The sequence below is a fragment of the Cytobacillus solani genome (assembly GCF_001420595.1).
GTDB lineage: Bacteria > Bacillota > Bacilli > Bacillales > Cytobacillaceae > Cytobacillus > Cytobacillus solani.
Genome location: NZ_LJIX01000006.1, coordinates 1,087,356 through 1,105,528 on the forward strand (window position 1 = coordinate 1,087,356; position 18,173 = coordinate 1,105,528).

Consider the following 18,173-nt stretch of genomic DNA (forward strand, 5'->3'; position numbering starts at 1 on the left):
TATTTAGCAAGGGGAGATGGGATCATGGCAAAGTATGAAAACACATTGACTGGTGAATTTGAGAAAGTAGTTAAGCATTTGGAAAACGATATTGGCAATAGTGGAATCAGCATGAAATTAGTTGATGATAGTAATCATATGATGGGGACTACTAAAATAGCTGTGCGAGTCTATGATAAATATTTTATGAGAAATGGCAACAGAGCAAGTTTGAGCCTAACTGTAGTTGGTGATAACCATAATATTTTTATTTCAGCTATTGGAGCTGGCGGAGGAAGCGGAGTTTTTTTAAACTTTAGTCTTGGGACTGAAAACGAAATGGTAGAAATCGTGAAAAAAAGTGTAGAACAAATGAAATAAACTTCATTCTATGTCTGAGGTGGATGAACGATATAGATGGTTCTCATTGTAATCTGGAGACACTTTTTTCACTTATTATATAGAAACAAATGGATCAACATCACTCAACATATAAAAAGGGATTGTCCTATAACCAGACAACCCATTTTTGCTGTTAATGATTCAATTCAACCGTTTCATTCCCATCAGTCGATTTAGCGCTTTGCCCTGTCATGCGTTTATAGAGAAAGGCGATCTTCTTCGTAAAATTGCCGGTTTCCCAATATTCGGCTGATTCCGCTTTTACCTTGATCAAGACAACGTTCGGATCATCATAAGAGGTTTGCATGATTGTCTCATATGCTTTGCTCCACAACTCCTTTTTCTTGTCTAAATCCTCAACGATTTCTGCTCTTCCACGGACGGAAACATAGGATTTACCTGCATAAGCCACATTCACATCTTGATCATGTTTAATTTCTTCATATTTATTCGTCTCTTTTTTCGTGAAAAACCATAAGTCCCCATCAAACTCAACTTCTTGTGTTTTCATAGGACGAGAAACAAGCCCTTCTTCCGTTACCGTAGTCAGCATGGCCGTGTCTACTTCTTTGATTAACTCTCTTAATGTTTCCATTTCTTCTTGTTTTATCATGTTTTTTCGTCACCTCATTCATGTTTATAGAGGTATACTACCCTTTATACTAGCTTTTATTCTTATTAAATGGACTCAAACCAATTGGAAACAAAAGACCTGGAACAAATAGAGGATTTAAACGATTGAATGGCGAAAATACAAGGGCCTAAGAATTTACACAGTCATGTTGGAGCAATGGATTACTGTGGCAGCTTTTTTTCATCAACACAAGGGCGACGTGAAACCTAAATGCTTAGAAAATCAATCTTTTTCAATCTGCCTCTAATATATATTAGGAGCGATGTCGTCGAAGAGGAGGAAATGCTCATGCTAACAATAAGTGAAAAAGAAAATCTATTACTGAATAGCGACAACAATTTTAAAGCTTTACTTGAAATCATAGAATCCATCCCTAGCAGAAAAAGGGACATTTCTATTGAAACGCAAGAAAGAGATAAGAATTTTCGCGATGTCTTGATGCATCTGTATGAATGGCACGCAATGCTTGAGAGGTGGTATAGAGAAGGGATGGATGGAGATACCCCTTTTGTTCCAGCACCTGGGTACAAATGGCGAACAATTAATCTATTGAATCGGCAAATTTTGGAAACCTATCAAGATGTAACATTCAATCAAGCGATAAAAAAATTGAAGCTAAGTCATAAAAGAGTGATGGAACTCATTCAATCACATACCAATGAAGAAATCATGACAAAGAAATACTATAAATGGACAAAAACTAGTAATTTACACAGTTACTTTGCAGCAAACACTTCCGATCATTACATGTGGGCAATAAAGAAATGTGAAGCAATCGCAAAGTCTATAAAAGAAAGGAAAGAGGAGCATTTTGTGAATTAATTTAAAGGGACTTTTTTAATATGGTATGATTGATAAATGGAACAGAATAATGCTCATTACTTTTGTAATCGCTGTAATAAGAGTTCCAACTGTTGTTGTTTAAGCAGAAAGGAAATGATCTATTGTTAAAAATTCTTCGTTTTGTATTTACCGTAATAACTTTTTTAATTGCTTCATATGGACTGTTTACGGAAGATTTTACGTTTGGGAGTTTTATGATTTTTTTCTTAGCTCTAACCATGCTGGTTATGGGGTTAGAAGAATTTAAAAAAGGACACAAAGGAATGGGATGTCTTCTAATTGCTGTTTTTTTATTTTCATTTTTTGTATCAATAAAAGGATTCCTATTAAGCTGAAGGGTGCGGTTGCAGAATCATGTAATCGCATTTTTATTTAAGACTCTGTTATTATTCATTGGTGATTTTCATGTAGGTCGAGAATTCATAAGCGGAGAATTTCCGCCTAATGTATAAAGAGGAAGCTTAAGAAGCAGATATAAGCGGAAATATTCCGCTTAACTGCTCTAATTCAGATACAATCGCAAAATTTGGATACTATAACCGGAAAAACTTCCTTTATTTTTAAGAAAATATGGGTGTTTCCCAATTTAAACGGAATTTTTCCGTTTATTTTTTAAATACAGTAAAATCAATATTCAGTTATAACAGAGCCTTATTACAAAAGCGGTGAAAACAAGTATTAGGCGTCAATCAGGCTAAATGGATTGAAGGTGAAGGGCTGATTTTGCACTTAAGATTGGTCATTGGATGGGTACCGCCTCCATTTTTTCTTGTGATGATCGTCACGAAATTGTCAGCACATTTGGCGTATTCTTTTAACAAGAAAGAGATTGACGCTATTATAGAGTATAGTGAGGATATTGAGGAGGGATGGGAGGATGGAGGCTTTAATTAAGCAATAGAAAAAAATCACCATGCACGCATCGTGATTTTTCCATGAAGCAGGACTTATCGAATGGTCTTTTCTATATTTCTACTTATTTGAATGCTTCTCTGACGGGATATTTCGTTGAAGCTCATTAATAAATTTATAAGTTAATGGTGCTTTTTCTTTTAACTCCTCATTAGTATCTGAACCAGCATAAAAATAGGCAAAAGCTTCGGCTAAATATTCTTCCTTGTAATCGAAATAGGGATTGTCGTTAAAATCATCATGCTCTAGAGTGTGAATTTTGGTAAACTCATCAGAATAACTAATATTGTTAAATACATAATTATCAATGGCATGTGCTGTCTCATGAAGCTCAAGGTTTACAGAGCTATGCATTTTTTTATAACTATAGCCAATTCGTGCAACAACTGTCTGCCCTCCTATACCAGGTACATCATCCCAAGTATATGGAGTATGTTCCCATCCCCTAGGAACTTCTCCCTTTAAATATGCGTATTCTGGCAAATCAGTAAGAGGAAAATTGATAAATTTAACCTGAACCCCTTGCTTATACATAACATTCAAAATATTAGTTGGAATGCTCCAGATACGATTAACCATATTTAAAGCCTCTTCCTGATCATAATCCCCTTTTGTTTCAACAATCACAACCCTTTCAAGGACATTATTCATTTTAAGTGATTGTGTATTTCCAGATTCCCCTAAAGCAGCAGTAGAAAAAGAGAATGTTAAAATAGTCGCCAATAATAGCGTGGAAAATGCCCTTTTTCCTTTCAGTAAGATATTCTTCATATTAATCCTCCTAAATTTAGTAGTATTTAAGTAAAAAATATTCTATTGAATTCAGTAGTTTCCCTTCATAATTGTTCATTTCAGGATAAAGTACCTAAGATATTTTTATTGTTTTAATAATTTCATAGAGTTATTGCATTATCGAAGGGATTAAGTACTTTGTAACATTCTTTTTTCTTACGTATGATTAAAGGAATATATGAGGACAGGACTATATTACTGAATATTCAGTAATATTTGAAAATGGCAAAGCACGGTTATATAATGATCTAAACGACAAGAATCACTTGCTTCTAAATCATAGGAATGAATGGAGGGATTTACTTCTAAATAGTAACTCATCTAGTGAAAACGATCATAGCAAGATTTATAGTGTACGAACTTACGAGGAGGTTTTTCATGAAAAAATTGTCTGTTCTACTTGCGGCTGTCATTTTAGCATTTTCTTGCACACTTACATATCAACAAAGTAATGTATCTGCAAAGGATTCAACGGCATTAGATATACATTTTAACTCAACAGTCGTAGATAGCCATAATGATACGATGATGAAGGTTGTTGATCCAAATACATGGCTGCCAGCGACCGATATTAAAAATAATACACCATTCCATATTGATATACCGAAACTTCATGAGGGAGGGCTTAAAGTTCCGTTTTTTGCAGCTTATACATCAGGCTATTACGGAAATAATGAGCGCAGCATAAGCAGAACATTAGCTTTAATTAATGCACTTTATTGGACTGAAGAAAGGAATTCAGATATTTTCAGTATCACTCCTTCTTTAAAGGAAATTGAGAAAGCTGTTCGCGATGGAAAAATCGCAGCTGTGCCAACTGTTGAAGGTGCCTATTCCTTAGAGGAACATAATGCAATTGGATTACTCCATCAATATTACGACCTTGGGATAAGAGCAGTTGGATTTACGTGGAACTATTCAAATGCCTTAGGAGAAGGAGCAAACAGAGTATATGGGGATCCAAACAGAACCCCTTCTCAAGGCGGGCTAACTGGACTGGGTAAAAAGGTCGCACAAGAAATGAATAGACTAGGAATGATCATTGATGTATCACATATGTCTGAAAATACCTTTTGGGATGTTATAGAGGTTTCTAAAGCTCCAATTATTGCAAGTCACTCAGCCGTCCATTCATTAAGAAATCATCAACGAAACTTAACAGATGATCAGCTTAAGGCATTAGCAAAAAATGGTGGGGTAGTAGGCATTGTTTTTTACCCTGAATTTTTGACGTATGGGTATCCAACTAAACCAAACTATATAAAGGACTATGTTGATCATATTGATTACGCTGTTAAGTTAATTGGCATCGATCATGTAGCGCTAGGCTCTGATTTTGATGGAGGGCCACTGCCAGCCGATATAAAAGATTCTTCGGAATTGTATAAGGTAACAGAGGAATTAGTTAAAAGAGGTTATTCAAAACAAGATCTTGAGAAGCTATTAGGAAAAAATACATTGCGTGTTTTAAAAGAAGTAGAAAAGGCGGCAGCCCATAACCCTAACAATGTCGGCCAAAAGCTTTCTATTATCCCAGCATTCAAAATGGGTGAAGTGATTCAAAGCAATACGCCTCTTTTGAAAGCTGCTATCGTACGCGATAAAGGATCTAAATTAGATGAGGCCAGTATGCGTGTGATCGTCGATGGCATGGAATATCAGCCAACCTTTGACAAAGAAAATTCAACTTTATCCTTCCAGGTGAAAGAACCGTTAAAAGAAAAATTCCATGTAGTTACGTTCGAAGTTGCTAATCATGCAGGTAAAATCACCAGAGAAACTAGAATTTTTTATGTCAATCAATAAAACGGGAAGTTTCATTTAAAGAAAAAGGCAAAAGAACACGTGCAAAAGCATTGTGTTCTTCTTTTTTTGAATGAACCAGGCATCAATCCCTCAAGGTTATTTTACATAATAAACATAATCAGAAGTTGTTTTACTGCACAAAATTTTGATAATGAGTAAAATCGAAAAGAAAGATGGGCACTGGACCTGACTCCATTAAGTAAGCGTAATTAGGGCAGGACCTATTTTTGCATTTGAGATTGGCCATTGGATGTGTGCCGGACTCATTGTATTCTTGTGATGATCCTCACAAAATTGTCAGTGGGTTTGGCGTATTCTTTTAAGAAGAACGAGACCAACGCCATCATGGGTGATAAGAATGCTGATGATGAGTGAAGGATATGGAGGAGGAATGGGAGGATGGAGGCTTCAAACGTTGTATTAAGTTTCCACTGCAGCAATTAAAGGACGAGCATGTGTCACTCCGGGAAGAGATGAATCTCTTCTATGAGATCACAGAAGAGATAGAATTCGAATCAGGTCCTGCTGTCATTCAAGAGTTTACGAAATTATACGAGCAGATTTCGGCCTTCAATGGCAAGCTAAAGGCACATTCAAAAAAAGAAGATGACTGGCTGTTCCCTATGATGACCAACCACCTTGGAAAGAATGACAAAACCATTGAAGTGATGGAATTTGAACATGAAAAGGCTGAACTGCATTTACAGGGTTTTCTGATTGAAGCGGAACAAGCTGGACCCGCTATTGATATAGATGAAGCCCAAGCGATTGCCGTATACGCTGTCCAAGCATATGCAACTTTAATTCAGCACTTTGATAGAGAAGAAAAAGTGCTGTTTCCATTGGCAGAGAAAATACTGTCGGCTGGGGAGAAGGAGGAGCTTGAAAGACGGTTTCGAGCGCGCTAGGAACTTCGCCTCACCGCAGAAAAGGTCTCGATACGGCGAATTGATATTTACTAAATAATAGAAGCAGGCATCCACTTAGGTGCCTGCTTCTATTTAATTACATTACATCTAATGTTAAAATAGGAGATATTTACAAAAATGGAATTATAAATAGGTGGGGAAGAAATGAAAGAATTAATGAATAATAGAGTTTAGAGATGAGCGAGGATGGGGTCCTTATAATGAAAAAGGCATGGAGAATTATGAGCAAAAAAATTGCAGGTGTCGTTTTCGGAATAATAATTTCTTTTATTACGGCATTGTTATTTATGTTAATAGCTCAGGTATGGGCTGGTGGAATGACTACGTATTGGGGGGAAAGTTGGCTGTATTTCTCTGTGATCATTCCTTTTGCGATTACGTTTGGAGTGTTGGGTAGATATTTTCATAAGAAAAATGAAATATCCAATAAACGGCTCTGGCTAATAAGTCTTTTAAGTGCATTTTTCGTAACTTTATTTAGTGGAACAATTGGAGCAATTTTAGGTGAAACAATTGTAAGAGGCGGTATGGAAACAATAAATGTCGAGGATACATTGGTTTGGGGAACATTATGCTTTTGTATTACTACCAATAACAACTCCTTTTGCCCGTTTGATTATCGGTGTCTTTTACAAACTGATAAAAATGATGTTCTCAAAATAATTTTGATAATCTCATCTGTCCGAAACCCATTAAATGTGGATGCCATGCAGTAAAAAAATCAGAAAGTTTTAAATGAGAAGCAGGTGTCCACTAAGGTCCTTCTCCTATTTTTTCAATATTATCAGTAGGAACTGAAACCTTGCATCCATACTTAGTCTAGCCTATTCAAAACTCTATAAATAGATTGTTAATACGTGTACTTAACCTAAACGGTTAGGATGGTTGCTGGTACTAAATAAATGGAGGATTTATATGAACATAATGAAATTAAATTTTCGACAATCTATTTTTGCAGTTTTATTTGTTTTAGTGTTAGTCCCTAGTTGTGGTTATTTTACTACATTGTATAGTAACTCAACACTATTTATCCCAATAATAGCAGTAGTATCTGCTTTCGTTGGTAGCTTAATTGCTAAGAAAATTATTAAGGCTTAAACAAAGTCGTTAAATTCCCAACAGTGTTTTTTAATGGAGTGCGGTATAGATTGATAGAAGGAGTGAAATCTTATGATATTGTGGTTCAGACATTTACCACAAGTAAGGATTGATTTGTCAGAATGGACCCCTTTTATACGGAATCAATGGTTACAAACGCACTATATGAAGTTTGTTTATCTACTCCAGGTCATGATATTTCTGATTCCATATTTCTTTAGAGAATGGTTCCCCCCGATCCCTGTATTTGCTCTTGTTTTAATAGGTATCCTCATCTTCATCATTCATGAAACCCTTCACATCATTGTCATAATCAAAAAAGGTGATATTAGTTTAACGTTTAGCGGCATCTTTTTCTGGCTACATACAAATGCAATTCTATCCAAACCGAGATTTTGGGTCTTTATGAGCTTACCCCTCATTGTTTTATCAGTAGTGCCTGCCATTGCATCGTTTTTTCTATCTTGAGATCTCAAGTAAATCTTATTATTTGTGAGCTGGATAAACGCTGTGATTTCTAGCTCAGACATCATTAATTCTTTTTTAATTGCTATTAAACCGAAGAACGCCATATTTTGCAAAGGATATTACCGTTTGCAATAGTATGAGGCATGTAACCATTTGTTGAAAAGGAGAATCCTTAAGTGACTACTACCACGCTAAAAATCATTGCCTTAGTCGCAATGCTACTTGACCATATCGGTGTCTTCATACCCAATATGCCAGAATATTTAAGATGGATAGGGCGGATCGCAGCACCTATATTCATTTATTTCGTTGGGATTGGCTATCGCCATACCACGAATAAAAAGAAGTTTTTATTACGTTTATATATTGCTAGTGTTGGAATGGCATTAGTTAATCTTGTATTAATAGCAATGCCAGGATCAAACTATAATGACAACTATAATTTTTTTGCGCCATTATTTTTAATAGGTCTTTTTCTTTACGCCATTGAGAAAAAGAAGTTTACCTATATTCTCCTTTGGCAGTTAATTAGTGCTGTGCCTATTATTTTTTTCATTGAATTCGTTGTTACTAATAAGCTATTGGATGAGTATTTCCTTGGAGCAGTATTAGGGAATTCGTTATTTGTTGAAGGTGGCATTTTATTTGTTTTGTTAGGTGTTGGGTTTTATTACTTTCAAACTAAAAAACAATTAACGCTATACTATCTATTATTTTCTGCACTTATTTTCGTGATAACAATAAAGCGTGGCCATATGTTTGAACTTCATAATAGACTCTTTTTTAAATTTGGAGATATTCAGTGGCTAATGCTTTTGGCACTCCCCTTATTATTGCTCTATAACGGCAAAAAAGGGGTTGGATTAAAATACTTTTTCTATTTCTTCTATCCCATACATATAATTGTTCTTTATTTTATCGGTAGAAGCTTACAATAATATTAAGATTGAGTTCACACTTTCAAAATTACTGGGATAATATTTGGGAGTATGAAAAGGAACAGCAATATTTTTCATATAATGTCTTAGATGATTATCTGACATTCGAGAGTTTTGAGTTATTGGATGGTTATTTAGTGTTTCAAAAAACATCATATTTGATTAATGAGTGCGATTCTTCAATGATGAAGGTCGCATTTTTTTTCTTATTCAAGCAGCGGAACATGAAAAGGGAAAATGTTTTTTCAAGATTCGATTGAAACATTGAGAAAAAGATCAAAAAAATGAGATTAAAGGAAATAAAACAGATTAGGCACCGCTAATACTTGTTTTCTAATATCTTTGGTTGCAGGCTTAAAGAAATCTTGTGAAAAAAATTTAACGACTAGTAGCTCTTGTTTGATACATGGCGATCCCTGCTGGTAAAAATATTTAACATGTAAAAAATATTTAACAACAAGATAAAAGAAATCCATTTTTTTAGTGGTCATTCTATCCGAAAATACGCGTTTTAGAGCCTTTTTTATAAAAATTCTCTCTTAAATTTTGGCACGTTACTTGCATTATATATTAGCGACAAGGGGAAATGATGTTTTATTTGCTCATTTTTTCACAAACACAAAGTGAATGGAAGGAGGTTGTAAGAAAAAGCATAGTTTCAAAGTGAGTTGAAACATTCAAATTGAGTGACAAGGCCAGTACTCACAATAATGTTAAGGGAAGGAAGTCGAATTGCTTTGGAAAAAAAGAAAATGAAAATTGACCATGTACTTTTTTGGCCGCCATTAATATTAATTGCCATTGTTTGTGCATTTATCATTAGTGATATTGATCGAGCAAACGAGGTATCAAATAAAGCACTAGCCTGGACAATTAAGTTTTCCACAAAATGCTGAAACATTGCTGTGATGATAATTTTATTTTCTCATAGCTTCACTGGATAATTAGCTTTGAAAAACGAAAATTTTATTAAAGTTTAGGCTCTGTTAATGTTTAATGTTGAAAAATAGCTATAAATTTAGGAAACCCAAATATAGGATTTCCCACTGTTATTTTTCATTGCATTATAATTTGTCCCTAAAAAGTTTTATGGTTTTTCTTCCTACAATTAATAAATAAATCATTACTGAAAACACAACAATTCCCATAGTGTAGTTTATAGGTTGTGTTTGGGAACTAATGCCATGTATCTCATTATAATAATCGTCTTGGTTTTGCGACCAAGAAGTTACAGATAAGGAAATTAATATAAAAGCTAAGGCTAAAATCGCTTTTTTATGGAATGTTACCTTAATAAAACTGTATTTTAAAGCATCAGAAAAATTCATTTTCACGTATGATTTTGTTTCTGTTTTTCTTTGAAAAGGTGTCAAAAAATAAACTAATAAAGCACCCCATATAAGAGCCATCATAGCCACACTTGTATAATCCATATTACGAATCTCCTTTCCATAAGTTACGGTTATTTCTGTAAAAATATTATAACATATGGAACATTTTACCGAACCACCATTTTATAAAAAGTTATATTTTGAATTTTGATAGTCGCAAACTATCATATGTGTCCGTCATTTCAAATACAAATGATGTTAATAGAAATTCTTTTATATGTTGTTTAGTGCTCTCGTTACTACGACTATCAACAAATAAGAACCAAGCAAGGTAATTATCCAAGTATTTTGTAGCCACACCTTTAAAACGGTCTATCCATTGTTTTAAGCGGGAATGGAGACCGTTGACATTTTGGATATGATACAAGCCCTTGATAACGTGTTTGCCACCGTCTGATTTAATACGGTAATGCTCTAAACCCTTTTCTTTTGCATAGGTTTTGTAAGCTCTCCAAGCATCGGTTACAATTACGTTTTCTTTAGACAGTTTAGAACCAATCAAATCATCAACTTTCGGTTTGACAATACGCCCCATACAAGCAACTTTGGAGACGGTTGCTTTTGTTCGGTCTCTGGCAACGAGAACACAAACCTGTTCGTGACTTATTCCTCTGTGTTTGGACTTTCCACCACGTTTGCGTGATTTACGTTCTGTGATACCAAGTTGCCCTTTTTGAGAGTACAGGAAATAGGTTTCGTCAATTTCAACGATACCTTCAAAATGTTCAACATCCAATTGTTTTAAGGCGTTTAACAGTTTGTGTCTCCAATAAAAAAGCGTAACCCAAGTAACCCCAACAATTTCAGCCGATTTTCGTAGGGAATATCCTCTGAACATACAATCAACGAATGTAATCCATTCGTTGCCTTTTCGGGTATGGTACAAGACTGTATTAGTTGTGTCGGTGAAGGTTTTGCCACAACATTTACAGCGAAACCGTTGCCGACCATTATACTTTCCGAACCGAACAACGTGTTCTGATGAACAATGTGGACACTCGAATCCATCCTTGAAGCGTGTTTCTCTCATTTCATTAATTAGCCGACCACCAGCAGAGGAAGAAGGCTCAACATAGCGTTTAACCCATTGATAGACTTGTTCTTTTTTGGTATGTGGTAATTTATTGATATGTTTTAACAAATTGCTAAACGCTTTGCTCACCCGATAACCTCCACGAATATTTGTTCTTATGTTGATTTTACCAAGAGTTTGGACATGCATCAAATATCAACATTTACCTATAACAGAGCCAAAGTTTAAGTAAATACTGGAGCAAAGCATAAAAAAGCCCGGAATGAACGAGGCTCTTTAGGAACGATAAAATGTGGATATATTTTTACTCGGTAAATTATTTAACCAACTTTCTCAGAGTGAAATCGGCAAATATGCCTTGAAATAGTTAGGAAGGCCAGCGATAGAGTTTCCATAAAAAACATAGGAAGTATTTAAATTATAGAGAATAAATAAAATATAGATAATTGGCAGAAGAAGTTCATGAAGAAAATTACATCAGAGATTTGAAATTGATGCTGTCATTATATTGGGTATATTAACAACTTGTATTGGATTCTAATAATAAGGAGGATAAATATGAAAAAAGGTATAATTATACTAATATCAATAGTTGTTCTATGCTTTGTAGGTTTTAAAGTATTCTTTAATGGGTTTTCTAACATAGAAAGTATAACTTTACAAAAGCCTGATGAACCATTTGAAACAGGTGAAAAAATCACTGATAAAAAGAAAATAGGTACTATCACTGGGATTCTTAATAGGGCAAACCATAGCAAATCCCGATACAAAATGGCTATCGATCCAGAATATAAAATGCAAATTGTCTACAAGAACAATAGTAAAGAGATAGAGATATTACAAGTATATCCTGGTTTTGGTAAGGATAAAACATTGCTTTCAAGTGATACTGGCGATTCTTACATAATAAGTTCAAAACAAACAAAAAAATTATTAGAAGCTTTTAAATGATAAAAGTGAAATCATACAACAGTCAGTTTAAGACAATGTAAAAGGCATGATCCTAGATAGAATACTAGGTACCACAAAAGGAGTATAGACACCAAATGCATCTTCTTTTACGTCTTTAAGAAACAGGTGTCCACTACGGGCGCCTGCTTCTATTTAATTACATTCCATCCAATGTTAAAATAGAATATATTTGCAAAAATAGAATTCAAATTAGGTGGGCTAGAAATGAAAGAATTAATGCAAAAAATAATAGAGTTTAGAGATGAGCGGGGATGGGGTCCTTATAATGAAAAAGATTTGGCTATTTCTATCTCTCTAGAAGCGAACGAACTGTTAGAAAACTTTCAATGGAGAACAAGTGAAGAAGCGGTCACTGAATCCAAACAGAATATTAAAGAAGAGATGGCGGATGTATATATATATCTTCTGCAGTTAGCGGATAAAATGAATATCGATTTGGAAGAGGAAGCCTTTAAGAAGATGGAGAAGAATGCGGTGAAGTATCCGGTAAATAAAGAGAAGTAATGGGTTATTCCTTTCGTACGATAGGGATCATTAGGTGGAATTTTGAAAATTACAAGTCAATCAGGAAGGTGACTTTCGCCGCTGCAGTTGGCAAAGTATCAATATAATTTACAAGCCGAAGAGGGAAAAGAGAGTATTCTTAATGGCTTTTAGAAAAAGATAATGTGAATGTATATAAAAATGAAAGTGGGTACAGCTTTGACATTAATTCAAAATATCATTGATTTCATCCTGCATATTGATGAACATCTAGTTGAAATCATCAAAAATTTTGGCGGTTGGTCATATGGCATCTTATTTTTAATCGTATTTGTGGAAACGGGAGTTGTGATTTTCCCTTTCTTGCCAGGTGATTCTTTATTGTTTGCTAGTGGTGCTCTTGCTGCGATGGGAGCATTTAACATTGTTTTACTGCTCATTATCTTTTTTACCGCTGCGGTAATAGGGGATACGGTAAATTATCATATCGGCAGGAAAGTAGGGACAACTATCTCAAATCGTAGTTTTATGGGAAGATTGATTAACCAAGATAAAATGAAGAAGGCTGAAGATTTCTTTAATAAGCATGGAGGAAAAACAATTGTAATCGCTCGTTTTATGCCGTTTATTCGCACGTTTATTCCTTTTGTTGCAGGGGCAAGCCGGATGAATTACCGTTATTTCCTAATTTATAATGTGACAGGTGCTGCTTTATGGGTGGGCATCTGTACGATCTTAGGCTATTTTTTTGGCAATATCCCAATTATTAAAGATAATTTTTCAACGGTTCTCTTAGCAATTATCTTTATTTCTGTGCTGCCAGCTATTATCGGGGTGATTCGGGGAAAATTGAAAAAAGGATGACGGTTCCAAAGATGTGGTCTCCGCACTTAGAATAGTCACGGAGAACCGTACCACAAGTGATAGTAAAGCGGAGTTTAAACACTTATTATATAAATTTTATTTAAAAAAAGAAAAGTCGTCTTTCTATGTTATATAGGGGAGGACTTTTTCGTTTTTCTGTTCATTTGTTTTTAGTTATCTTATATCTACTAAAGTGAAAGCTGGAACACTCTTTGATATGAAAGCCTTTTTTTTGAAAAAATAATAGAATGCTGTCTGTCATTCAGTTTCTTTTCGTATTGAACATATAAGAATCATCGTCACGTCTGGATTTACGATAGGCACTCTTAATATTGTGGGATTTGGATATAGGATCGGTGCTAATATGTATTTTATCTGGTGAGTGTATGTTACCTGAATTCTGGGCGATATTTAACAGCAGATCTAGCTCTTGACTATATTGAATGGTTATTTTTGAGTTTATACCCCATATTTTAGCGCTTGCTATCATTTGCTCTCTTTTTTCTTCTATTGCTTTTCGTAGTAAACCCACTTATCCCGCCACCTTAATTATCATTCTATTCGGTCCTATTAGATATTGTTTTTTCCATTTGTGAAAGTGGTATTTTTATATATTTTAACTTTTCTGATAACACTAATACTTTTATTAATATTAACATTTATCATTTTCGAAGACTATAGTCCGTAGACTATTTGTCACAAAAAAGTCGATAATGACCACAACTAGGAGGGGTTAATTTGAGTATTGAGGTCATTTTCGGTAAGGTATTAAGGAACATTCGTGAAGATAAAAAATTTTCCCAAGAACAACTCGCTCATTTATCAGAGCTAGATCGAACCTATATCAGTTTATTGGAACGAGGGAAACGTCGTCCAACTATCAATACATTATTTGCCTTGTGTAAACCCTTAGGATTGAAACCTTCTGAGTTTTTAGGAGAAATTGAAAAGGAATTATATTAGAATGCTATCTTGGAATTTAATGGACTTGAAAAATATCTTGCAGGATAAACTTGTTAGTTAAGATATAGTCGATTGTAAAAGGAAGATAGCTTTAGTTTTAATAGGTGTTGTAACAATCTTTATTAAATTAAGTCAGTACAAAGAGTAGGAACCACTCGTCTTGCCCTAGATCAGAGTGGTTCCTTCTTTTTAAATAATTTATACTTAAGATCAATGACATCCCTAACCCAACTTTAGGAACGGCGATCGTGAATAAGAAAACAGGGATAATCATGCCAAATAACCCTAATACCAATCCATATATCCAAAGTCCTTTATTAAACAGCGTACCGTTCCAAATAATTTCCGGAGACTGAAAAACGACCGTAATCATAAAAGCAGAAAAAGAAACTACTACTAAACGGTTAGGGGCTCATTTCTATGAAATCACAGAAGAGATAGAATTCGAATCAGGTCCTGCTGTCATTCAAGAGTTTGCGAGATTATACGAGCGGATTTCGGCCTTCAATGATAAGCTGAAGGCACATTCAAAAAAGAGGATGACTGGCTGTTCCCTATGATGGCTAGCCGCCTTGACGAGAATGACAAAATAATTGAAGTGATGGAATTTGAGCATGAAAAGGCTGAACAGCATTTACAAGATTTTCTGACTGGAGCTGAACAAGCGGGAACTGCTATTGATGTAGATGAAGCACAAGCGATTGCTGTATACGCCGTCCAAGCGTATGCTACCTTAATTCAACATTTTATAGAGAAGAAAAAGTGCTGTTTCCATTGGCAGAGAAAATACTGTCGGCTGGGGAGAAAGGGGAGCTTGGAAGGTTGTTTCAAGCTTGATAGAGCATCTAGAACAATTGCTGCAATGATTTCAATACAAACTAATGAAGTTAGGAAAAGTCAATTAGATATTTATGGTGAAAGCAGGGACTAGCAGCGGATACATGTTGAAATTGCATCACTACTAGTTTATTTGAGAAGCGGATGTCCACTACGGGTGCCTGCTTCTATTTAATTACATAACATCAAATGTTAAAATAGTAGATATTTACAAAAAATATTCAAATTAGGTGGGCTAGAAATGAAAGAACTCATGCAAAAAATTATTGAATTTAGAGATGAACGAGGGTGGAGTCCTTATCATAATGAAAAAGATTTAGCTCTTTCTATTTCTCTAGAAGCGAATGAACTGTTAGAAAATTTTCAATGGAGAACGAGTGAAGAAGCGGTTGCTGAATCCAAACAGAATATTAAAGAAGAGATGGCAGATGTATTAATTTATCTTCTGCAGTTGGCTGATAAAATGAATATAGATTTGGAAGAGGAAGCATTTAAAAAAATGGAGAAGAATGCGGTGAAGTATCCGGTAAATAAAAAGAAGTAGTAATTGATTATCCTTCAATATGTCAGCAATCATGAGGTAGGTAGAAATCAATATGAGTAAAATAGAGATAAAAACAATGCCTTTTGACAGATCATCAATAGATAGAATGAACGGTTATTATACAGATTATCCAGTAGTTTACTTTCTCAATAATGATACAACAGTCTATATCGGTGAGACTGTGGCAGTAAGAAATCGGATGAGGGACCACTTAAATAATAGTGAGAGAAAAGCATTAAAGAAGATGTCCCTGATCATTCATGAAAAGTTTAATCGATCGGCAACATATAATATAGAAACCAAGCTAATCAATTATTTTTTAGCAGATGAACGCTACAAATTACAAAACAAGAGTCAAACAGTTAATAGTGTAATGCACAACTATTATGAAAAAAAGTACTTTAATGAGAACTTGTTTGAAGCTATCTGGGACGAGCTATTAAAAAGGGATATTGTAGATAATTCTAGATATACCATTGAAAATAAGGATATATTCAAGCTGTCCCCATTCAAAGAATTATCAATAGAACAATTGGAGCTTCAGCAGAAGATTATAGAGGTTTGTAAGAAACATATTAATGATGATGAGCCTTTTGTCTTCTTAATTAAAGGGGAAGCAGGAGTAGGAAAAAGTGTTGTATTAAGCTCCGTTATTAATAAAATTCAAGAGTTATCAAAGGAAAAATCATCACCTTTGTATAAAAAAAATAATTACTTACTAGTTAATCATACAGAAATGTTAAAAACGTATAAGAAGATTGCAGGAAATGTTAAAGCACTCACTAAAAAGAATTTTGAAAAGCCAACATCCTTTATTAACAAGCGGAAAAAATTGATGGAAAAGGCTGATATTGTGTTAGTAGATGAAGCTCATTTATTGTTAACCAAGCCTGATCCATATAATAACTTTGTTGAGGAAAATCAACTGCAGGAGATTATTAGACATAGCAAGATTGTTATCGCTGTGTACGATGATAAGCAAGTGTTAAAGATGAAGAGCTACTGGGATGAGGAAAGGCTTCAATCTATTATAGGGAAATATAATACCGAACCTACCTATAAGTTAACGAACCAATTCCGCATGCAGGCAACTAATGAAATGGTTAATTGGATTGACCGTTTTGTAGAAAAGAAGATTACTGAAATTCCCAATGACCCTGAATATGATTTTAAAATCTTGGAATCAGCAGCTGAAATGTATGACGTAATACAGGAATTGAATGAGGAATATGGTTTAGCAAGAATTGTATCCACATTCGATTACATACATAAGAAAGACGATCAGGAGTATTACGTAGAAGAAGATGACTTTAAACTTCCTTGGAATGGGGATTACGGAAATACTACATGGGCAGAAAAAGCAGAAACAGTCAGAGAAGTCGGTTCTATTTATACCATTCAAGGCTTTGATTTAAACTATGTTGGCGTGATCCTGGGTCCATCTATTTCATATGATGAAGACAAAGATGAATTAAAAATCTTAACAGAAAATTATAAGGATACGGAAGCTTATAGGGGAAAAGATGAATTTCAAAATAGCGATGATATAAAGGAAAAAATCATATTAAATTCTCTTAATGTTCTTATGAAGAGGGGAATACGCGGTCTGTTTATTTATGCTAGTGATCCGAAATTGAGAGAGAGGCTGTTAGAGCTTCAAAATAGTTAAATAACGCTAATAGCCTATCCTCTCTAACAAAAATCATAAGTAAGTTATAATAGATACAGCTACTAATGTGTAAATAAGCTACATACAAGGAGGACCCATGAAAAAAAACATCCACGTTGTCGGTGCGATCATCATTGATAACAATAAAATCCTATGCGCCCAAAGAGGCCCAGATAAATCTCTACCTTTAAAATGGGAATTTCCTGGCGGGAAGATTGAGGCCGGAGAATCTGCTCAGGAAGCATTAAAACGTGAAATTAGTGAAGAAATGAATTGCGAAATAGAAATAGGTGAGCAGGTCGATCATACGGTGTATGAATATGACTTCGGCATTGTTCATTTAACGACTTTTAGCTGTAAGCTAATAGAAGGAAAACCAGAGCTAACAGAGCATGTCGCGATAAAGTGGTTACCGCCGAGTGAGCTTGCTTCACTAGACTGGGCACCTGCGGATATTCCTGCAGTAACAAAACTATCAGGAGCAATTCAAGTAAAATAATTGATAAAAATAGACAAAGAAGCTACTCACAATTCGTGGGATGGCTTTTTTGCTATAAAAATAAATTGCACTCAAAAATTAAGAGTATTACAATTAGTATAAACAAATGGAAATGAT

At 34.6% G+C, this 18,173-nt stretch carries 23 protein-coding genes and 2 pseudogenes; 19 read left to right on the forward strand and 6 right to left on the reverse strand.

Annotated elements, in window-relative coordinates; all coding sequences use genetic code 11:
- Positions 1-24 precede the first annotated feature (24 nt).
- Positions 25-360, forward strand: a complete 336-nt coding sequence (locus AN957_RS07210; RefSeq protein ID WP_056683154.1) for a DUF6054 family protein — start codon at positions 25-27, stop codon at positions 358-360.
- Positions 361-514: 154 nt separating this feature from the next.
- Here the strand turns inward: AN957_RS07210 and AN957_RS07215 are convergent, their stop codons facing one another.
- The gene (locus AN957_RS07215; RefSeq protein WP_056683157.1) at positions 515-994 is read right to left on the reverse strand and encodes a pyridoxamine 5'-phosphate oxidase family protein; all 480 of its coding nucleotides are present in this window, start codon (positions 992-994) and stop codon (positions 515-517) included.
- A 309-nt stretch (positions 995-1,303) separates the two neighbouring features.
- Between AN957_RS07215 and AN957_RS07220 the strand changes: the two genes are divergently transcribed.
- The 3 genes from AN957_RS07220 (at position 1,304) to AN957_RS27565 (ending at position 2,752) form a co-directional block, all read left to right on the forward strand.
- Complete coding sequence (locus tag AN957_RS07220) at positions 1,304-1,837, forward strand: ClbS/DfsB family four-helix bundle protein (RefSeq protein WP_056683159.1); 534 nt, start codon at positions 1,304-1,306, stop codon at positions 1,835-1,837.
- Between the two features lie 122 nt (positions 1,838-1,959).
- Positions 1,960-2,193 (forward strand): DUF3953 domain-containing protein, encoded by a 234-nt coding sequence (locus tag AN957_RS07225; RefSeq protein ID WP_056687098.1) that lies wholly within the window; start codon positions 1,960-1,962, stop codon positions 2,191-2,193.
- A 388-nt stretch (positions 2,194-2,581) separates the two neighbouring features.
- On the forward strand, positions 2,582-2,752 hold the full coding sequence (locus AN957_RS27565) for a hypothetical protein (protein ID WP_156341123.1): 171 nt from the start codon (positions 2,582-2,584) through the stop codon (positions 2,750-2,752).
- A gap of 78 nt (positions 2,753-2,830) precedes the next feature.
- Here the strand turns inward: AN957_RS27565 and AN957_RS07230 are convergent, their stop codons facing one another.
- Entirely contained in the window at positions 2,831-3,541 is a 711-nt protein-coding gene (locus tag AN957_RS07230) for an anthrax toxin lethal factor-related metalloendopeptidase (RefSeq protein ID WP_075209103.1), read from the reverse strand.
- A 399-nt stretch (positions 3,542-3,940) separates the two neighbouring features.
- Here AN957_RS07230 and AN957_RS07235 point away from each other — a divergent pair, with 399 nt between their 5' ends.
- From AN957_RS07235 to AN957_RS28980, 5 genes and pseudogenes are all read left to right on the forward strand, one after another.
- Positions 3,941-5,368 carry a dipeptidase gene (locus tag AN957_RS07235; protein WP_056683162.1) on the forward strand — a complete coding sequence of 476 codons (1,428 nt, stop codon included), beginning with the start codon at positions 3,941-3,943 and terminating at the stop codon, positions 5,366-5,368.
- Positions 5,369-5,748: 380 nt separating this feature from the next.
- The gene (locus AN957_RS07240) at positions 5,749-6,276 is read left to right on the forward strand and encodes a hemerythrin domain-containing protein (protein WP_056683164.1); all 528 of its coding nucleotides are present in this window, start codon (positions 5,749-5,751) and stop codon (positions 6,274-6,276) included.
- Between the two features lie 221 nt (positions 6,277-6,497).
- Positions 6,498-7,013, forward strand: coding sequence for a hypothetical protein (locus AN957_RS07245; protein ID WP_245637770.1), 516 nt, complete (start codon positions 6,498-6,500; stop codon positions 7,011-7,013).
- Positions 7,014-7,212: 199 nt separating this feature from the next.
- On the forward strand, positions 7,213-7,395 hold the full coding sequence (locus tag AN957_RS07250; protein ID WP_053474944.1) for a hypothetical protein: 183 nt from the start codon (positions 7,213-7,215) through the stop codon (positions 7,393-7,395).
- 165 nt (positions 7,396-7,560) lie between these two features.
- Positions 7,561-7,797: pseudogene (locus tag AN957_RS28980) on the forward strand (DUF3267 domain-containing protein); the annotation flags it as partial.
- Here AN957_RS28980 and AN957_RS28985 read toward each other — a convergent pair.
- Positions 7,692-7,910 (reverse strand): hypothetical protein, encoded by a 219-nt coding sequence (locus AN957_RS28985; protein ID WP_342668511.1) that lies wholly within the window; start codon positions 7,908-7,910, stop codon positions 7,692-7,694. The pseudogene AN957_RS28980 and the gene AN957_RS28985 sit on opposite strands and share 106 nt — an antisense overlap.
- Before the next feature lie 129 nt (positions 7,911-8,039).
- On the opposite strand from AN957_RS28985, the gene AN957_RS07260 reads away from it, so the two are divergent.
- Complete coding sequence (locus AN957_RS07260) at positions 8,040-8,801, forward strand: TraX family protein (protein ID WP_056683168.1); 762 nt, start codon at positions 8,040-8,042, stop codon at positions 8,799-8,801.
- A 737-nt stretch (positions 8,802-9,538) separates the two neighbouring features.
- The gene (locus AN957_RS27570) at positions 9,539-9,697 is read left to right on the forward strand and encodes a hypothetical protein (protein WP_172797602.1); all 159 of its coding nucleotides are present in this window, start codon (positions 9,539-9,541) and stop codon (positions 9,695-9,697) included.
- A gap of 168 nt (positions 9,698-9,865) precedes the next feature.
- On the opposite strand, the gene AN957_RS07265 is transcribed toward AN957_RS27570, so the two are convergent.
- Together AN957_RS07265 and AN957_RS07270 are read right to left on the reverse strand one after the other, a co-directional pair.
- Positions 9,866-10,234, reverse strand: a complete 369-nt coding sequence (locus tag AN957_RS07265; protein WP_053474947.1) for a hypothetical protein — start codon at positions 10,232-10,234, stop codon at positions 9,866-9,868.
- Positions 10,235-10,325: 91 nt separating this feature from the next.
- The gene (locus tag AN957_RS07270; RefSeq protein WP_056683171.1) at positions 10,326-11,354 is read right to left on the reverse strand and encodes an IS1595 family transposase; all 1,029 of its coding nucleotides are present in this window, start codon (positions 11,352-11,354) and stop codon (positions 10,326-10,328) included.
- Between the two features lie 429 nt (positions 11,355-11,783).
- Here AN957_RS07270 and AN957_RS07275 point away from each other — a divergent pair, with 429 nt between their 5' ends.
- The 3 genes from AN957_RS07275 to AN957_RS07285 all read left to right on the forward strand — a co-directional run bounded on the left by AN957_RS07275 (position 11,784) and on the right by AN957_RS07285 (position 13,544).
- Entirely contained in the window at positions 11,784-12,176 is a 393-nt protein-coding gene (locus tag AN957_RS07275) for a YhfM domain-containing protein (protein ID WP_056683172.1), read from the forward strand.
- A gap of 225 nt (positions 12,177-12,401) precedes the next feature.
- On the forward strand, positions 12,402-12,701 hold the full coding sequence (locus AN957_RS07280) for a nucleotide pyrophosphohydrolase (RefSeq protein WP_056683175.1): 300 nt from the start codon (positions 12,402-12,404) through the stop codon (positions 12,699-12,701).
- 198 nt (positions 12,702-12,899) lie between these two features.
- The gene (locus tag AN957_RS07285; protein WP_425388874.1) at positions 12,900-13,544 is read left to right on the forward strand and encodes a DedA family protein; all 645 of its coding nucleotides are present in this window, start codon (positions 12,900-12,902) and stop codon (positions 13,542-13,544) included.
- Positions 13,545-13,806: 262 nt separating this feature from the next.
- Here the strand turns inward: AN957_RS07285 and AN957_RS29095 are convergent, their stop codons facing one another.
- Complete coding sequence (locus AN957_RS29095; RefSeq protein ID WP_056683178.1) at positions 13,807-14,076, reverse strand: aspartyl-phosphate phosphatase Spo0E family protein; 270 nt, start codon at positions 14,074-14,076, stop codon at positions 13,807-13,809.
- Between the two features lie 206 nt (positions 14,077-14,282).
- Between AN957_RS29095 and AN957_RS07295 the strand changes: the two genes are divergently transcribed.
- The 5 genes and pseudogenes from AN957_RS07295 to AN957_RS07315 all read left to right on the forward strand — a co-directional run bounded on the left by AN957_RS07295 (position 14,283) and on the right by AN957_RS07315 (position 18,056).
- A complete protein-coding gene (locus tag AN957_RS07295; protein WP_053474952.1) occupies positions 14,283-14,507 on the forward strand; it encodes a helix-turn-helix domain-containing protein in 225 nt (74 codons plus the stop codon).
- A gap of 532 nt (positions 14,508-15,039) precedes the next feature.
- Positions 15,040-15,438: pseudogene (locus AN957_RS07300) on the forward strand (hemerythrin domain-containing protein); the annotation flags it as partial.
- 147 nt (positions 15,439-15,585) lie between these two features.
- Positions 15,586-15,888 (forward strand): nucleotide pyrophosphohydrolase, encoded by a 303-nt coding sequence (locus AN957_RS07305; RefSeq protein WP_056683184.1) that lies wholly within the window; start codon positions 15,586-15,588, stop codon positions 15,886-15,888.
- A 52-nt stretch (positions 15,889-15,940) separates the two neighbouring features.
- On the forward strand, positions 15,941-17,557 hold the full coding sequence (locus AN957_RS07310) for a DUF2075 domain-containing protein (protein WP_056683186.1): 1,617 nt from the start codon (positions 15,941-15,943) through the stop codon (positions 17,555-17,557).
- 97 nt (positions 17,558-17,654) lie between these two features.
- Positions 17,655-18,056, forward strand: coding sequence for a (deoxy)nucleoside triphosphate pyrophosphohydrolase (locus AN957_RS07315; RefSeq protein WP_056683189.1), 402 nt, complete (start codon positions 17,655-17,657; stop codon positions 18,054-18,056).
- Positions 18,057-18,173 lie beyond the last annotated feature (117 nt).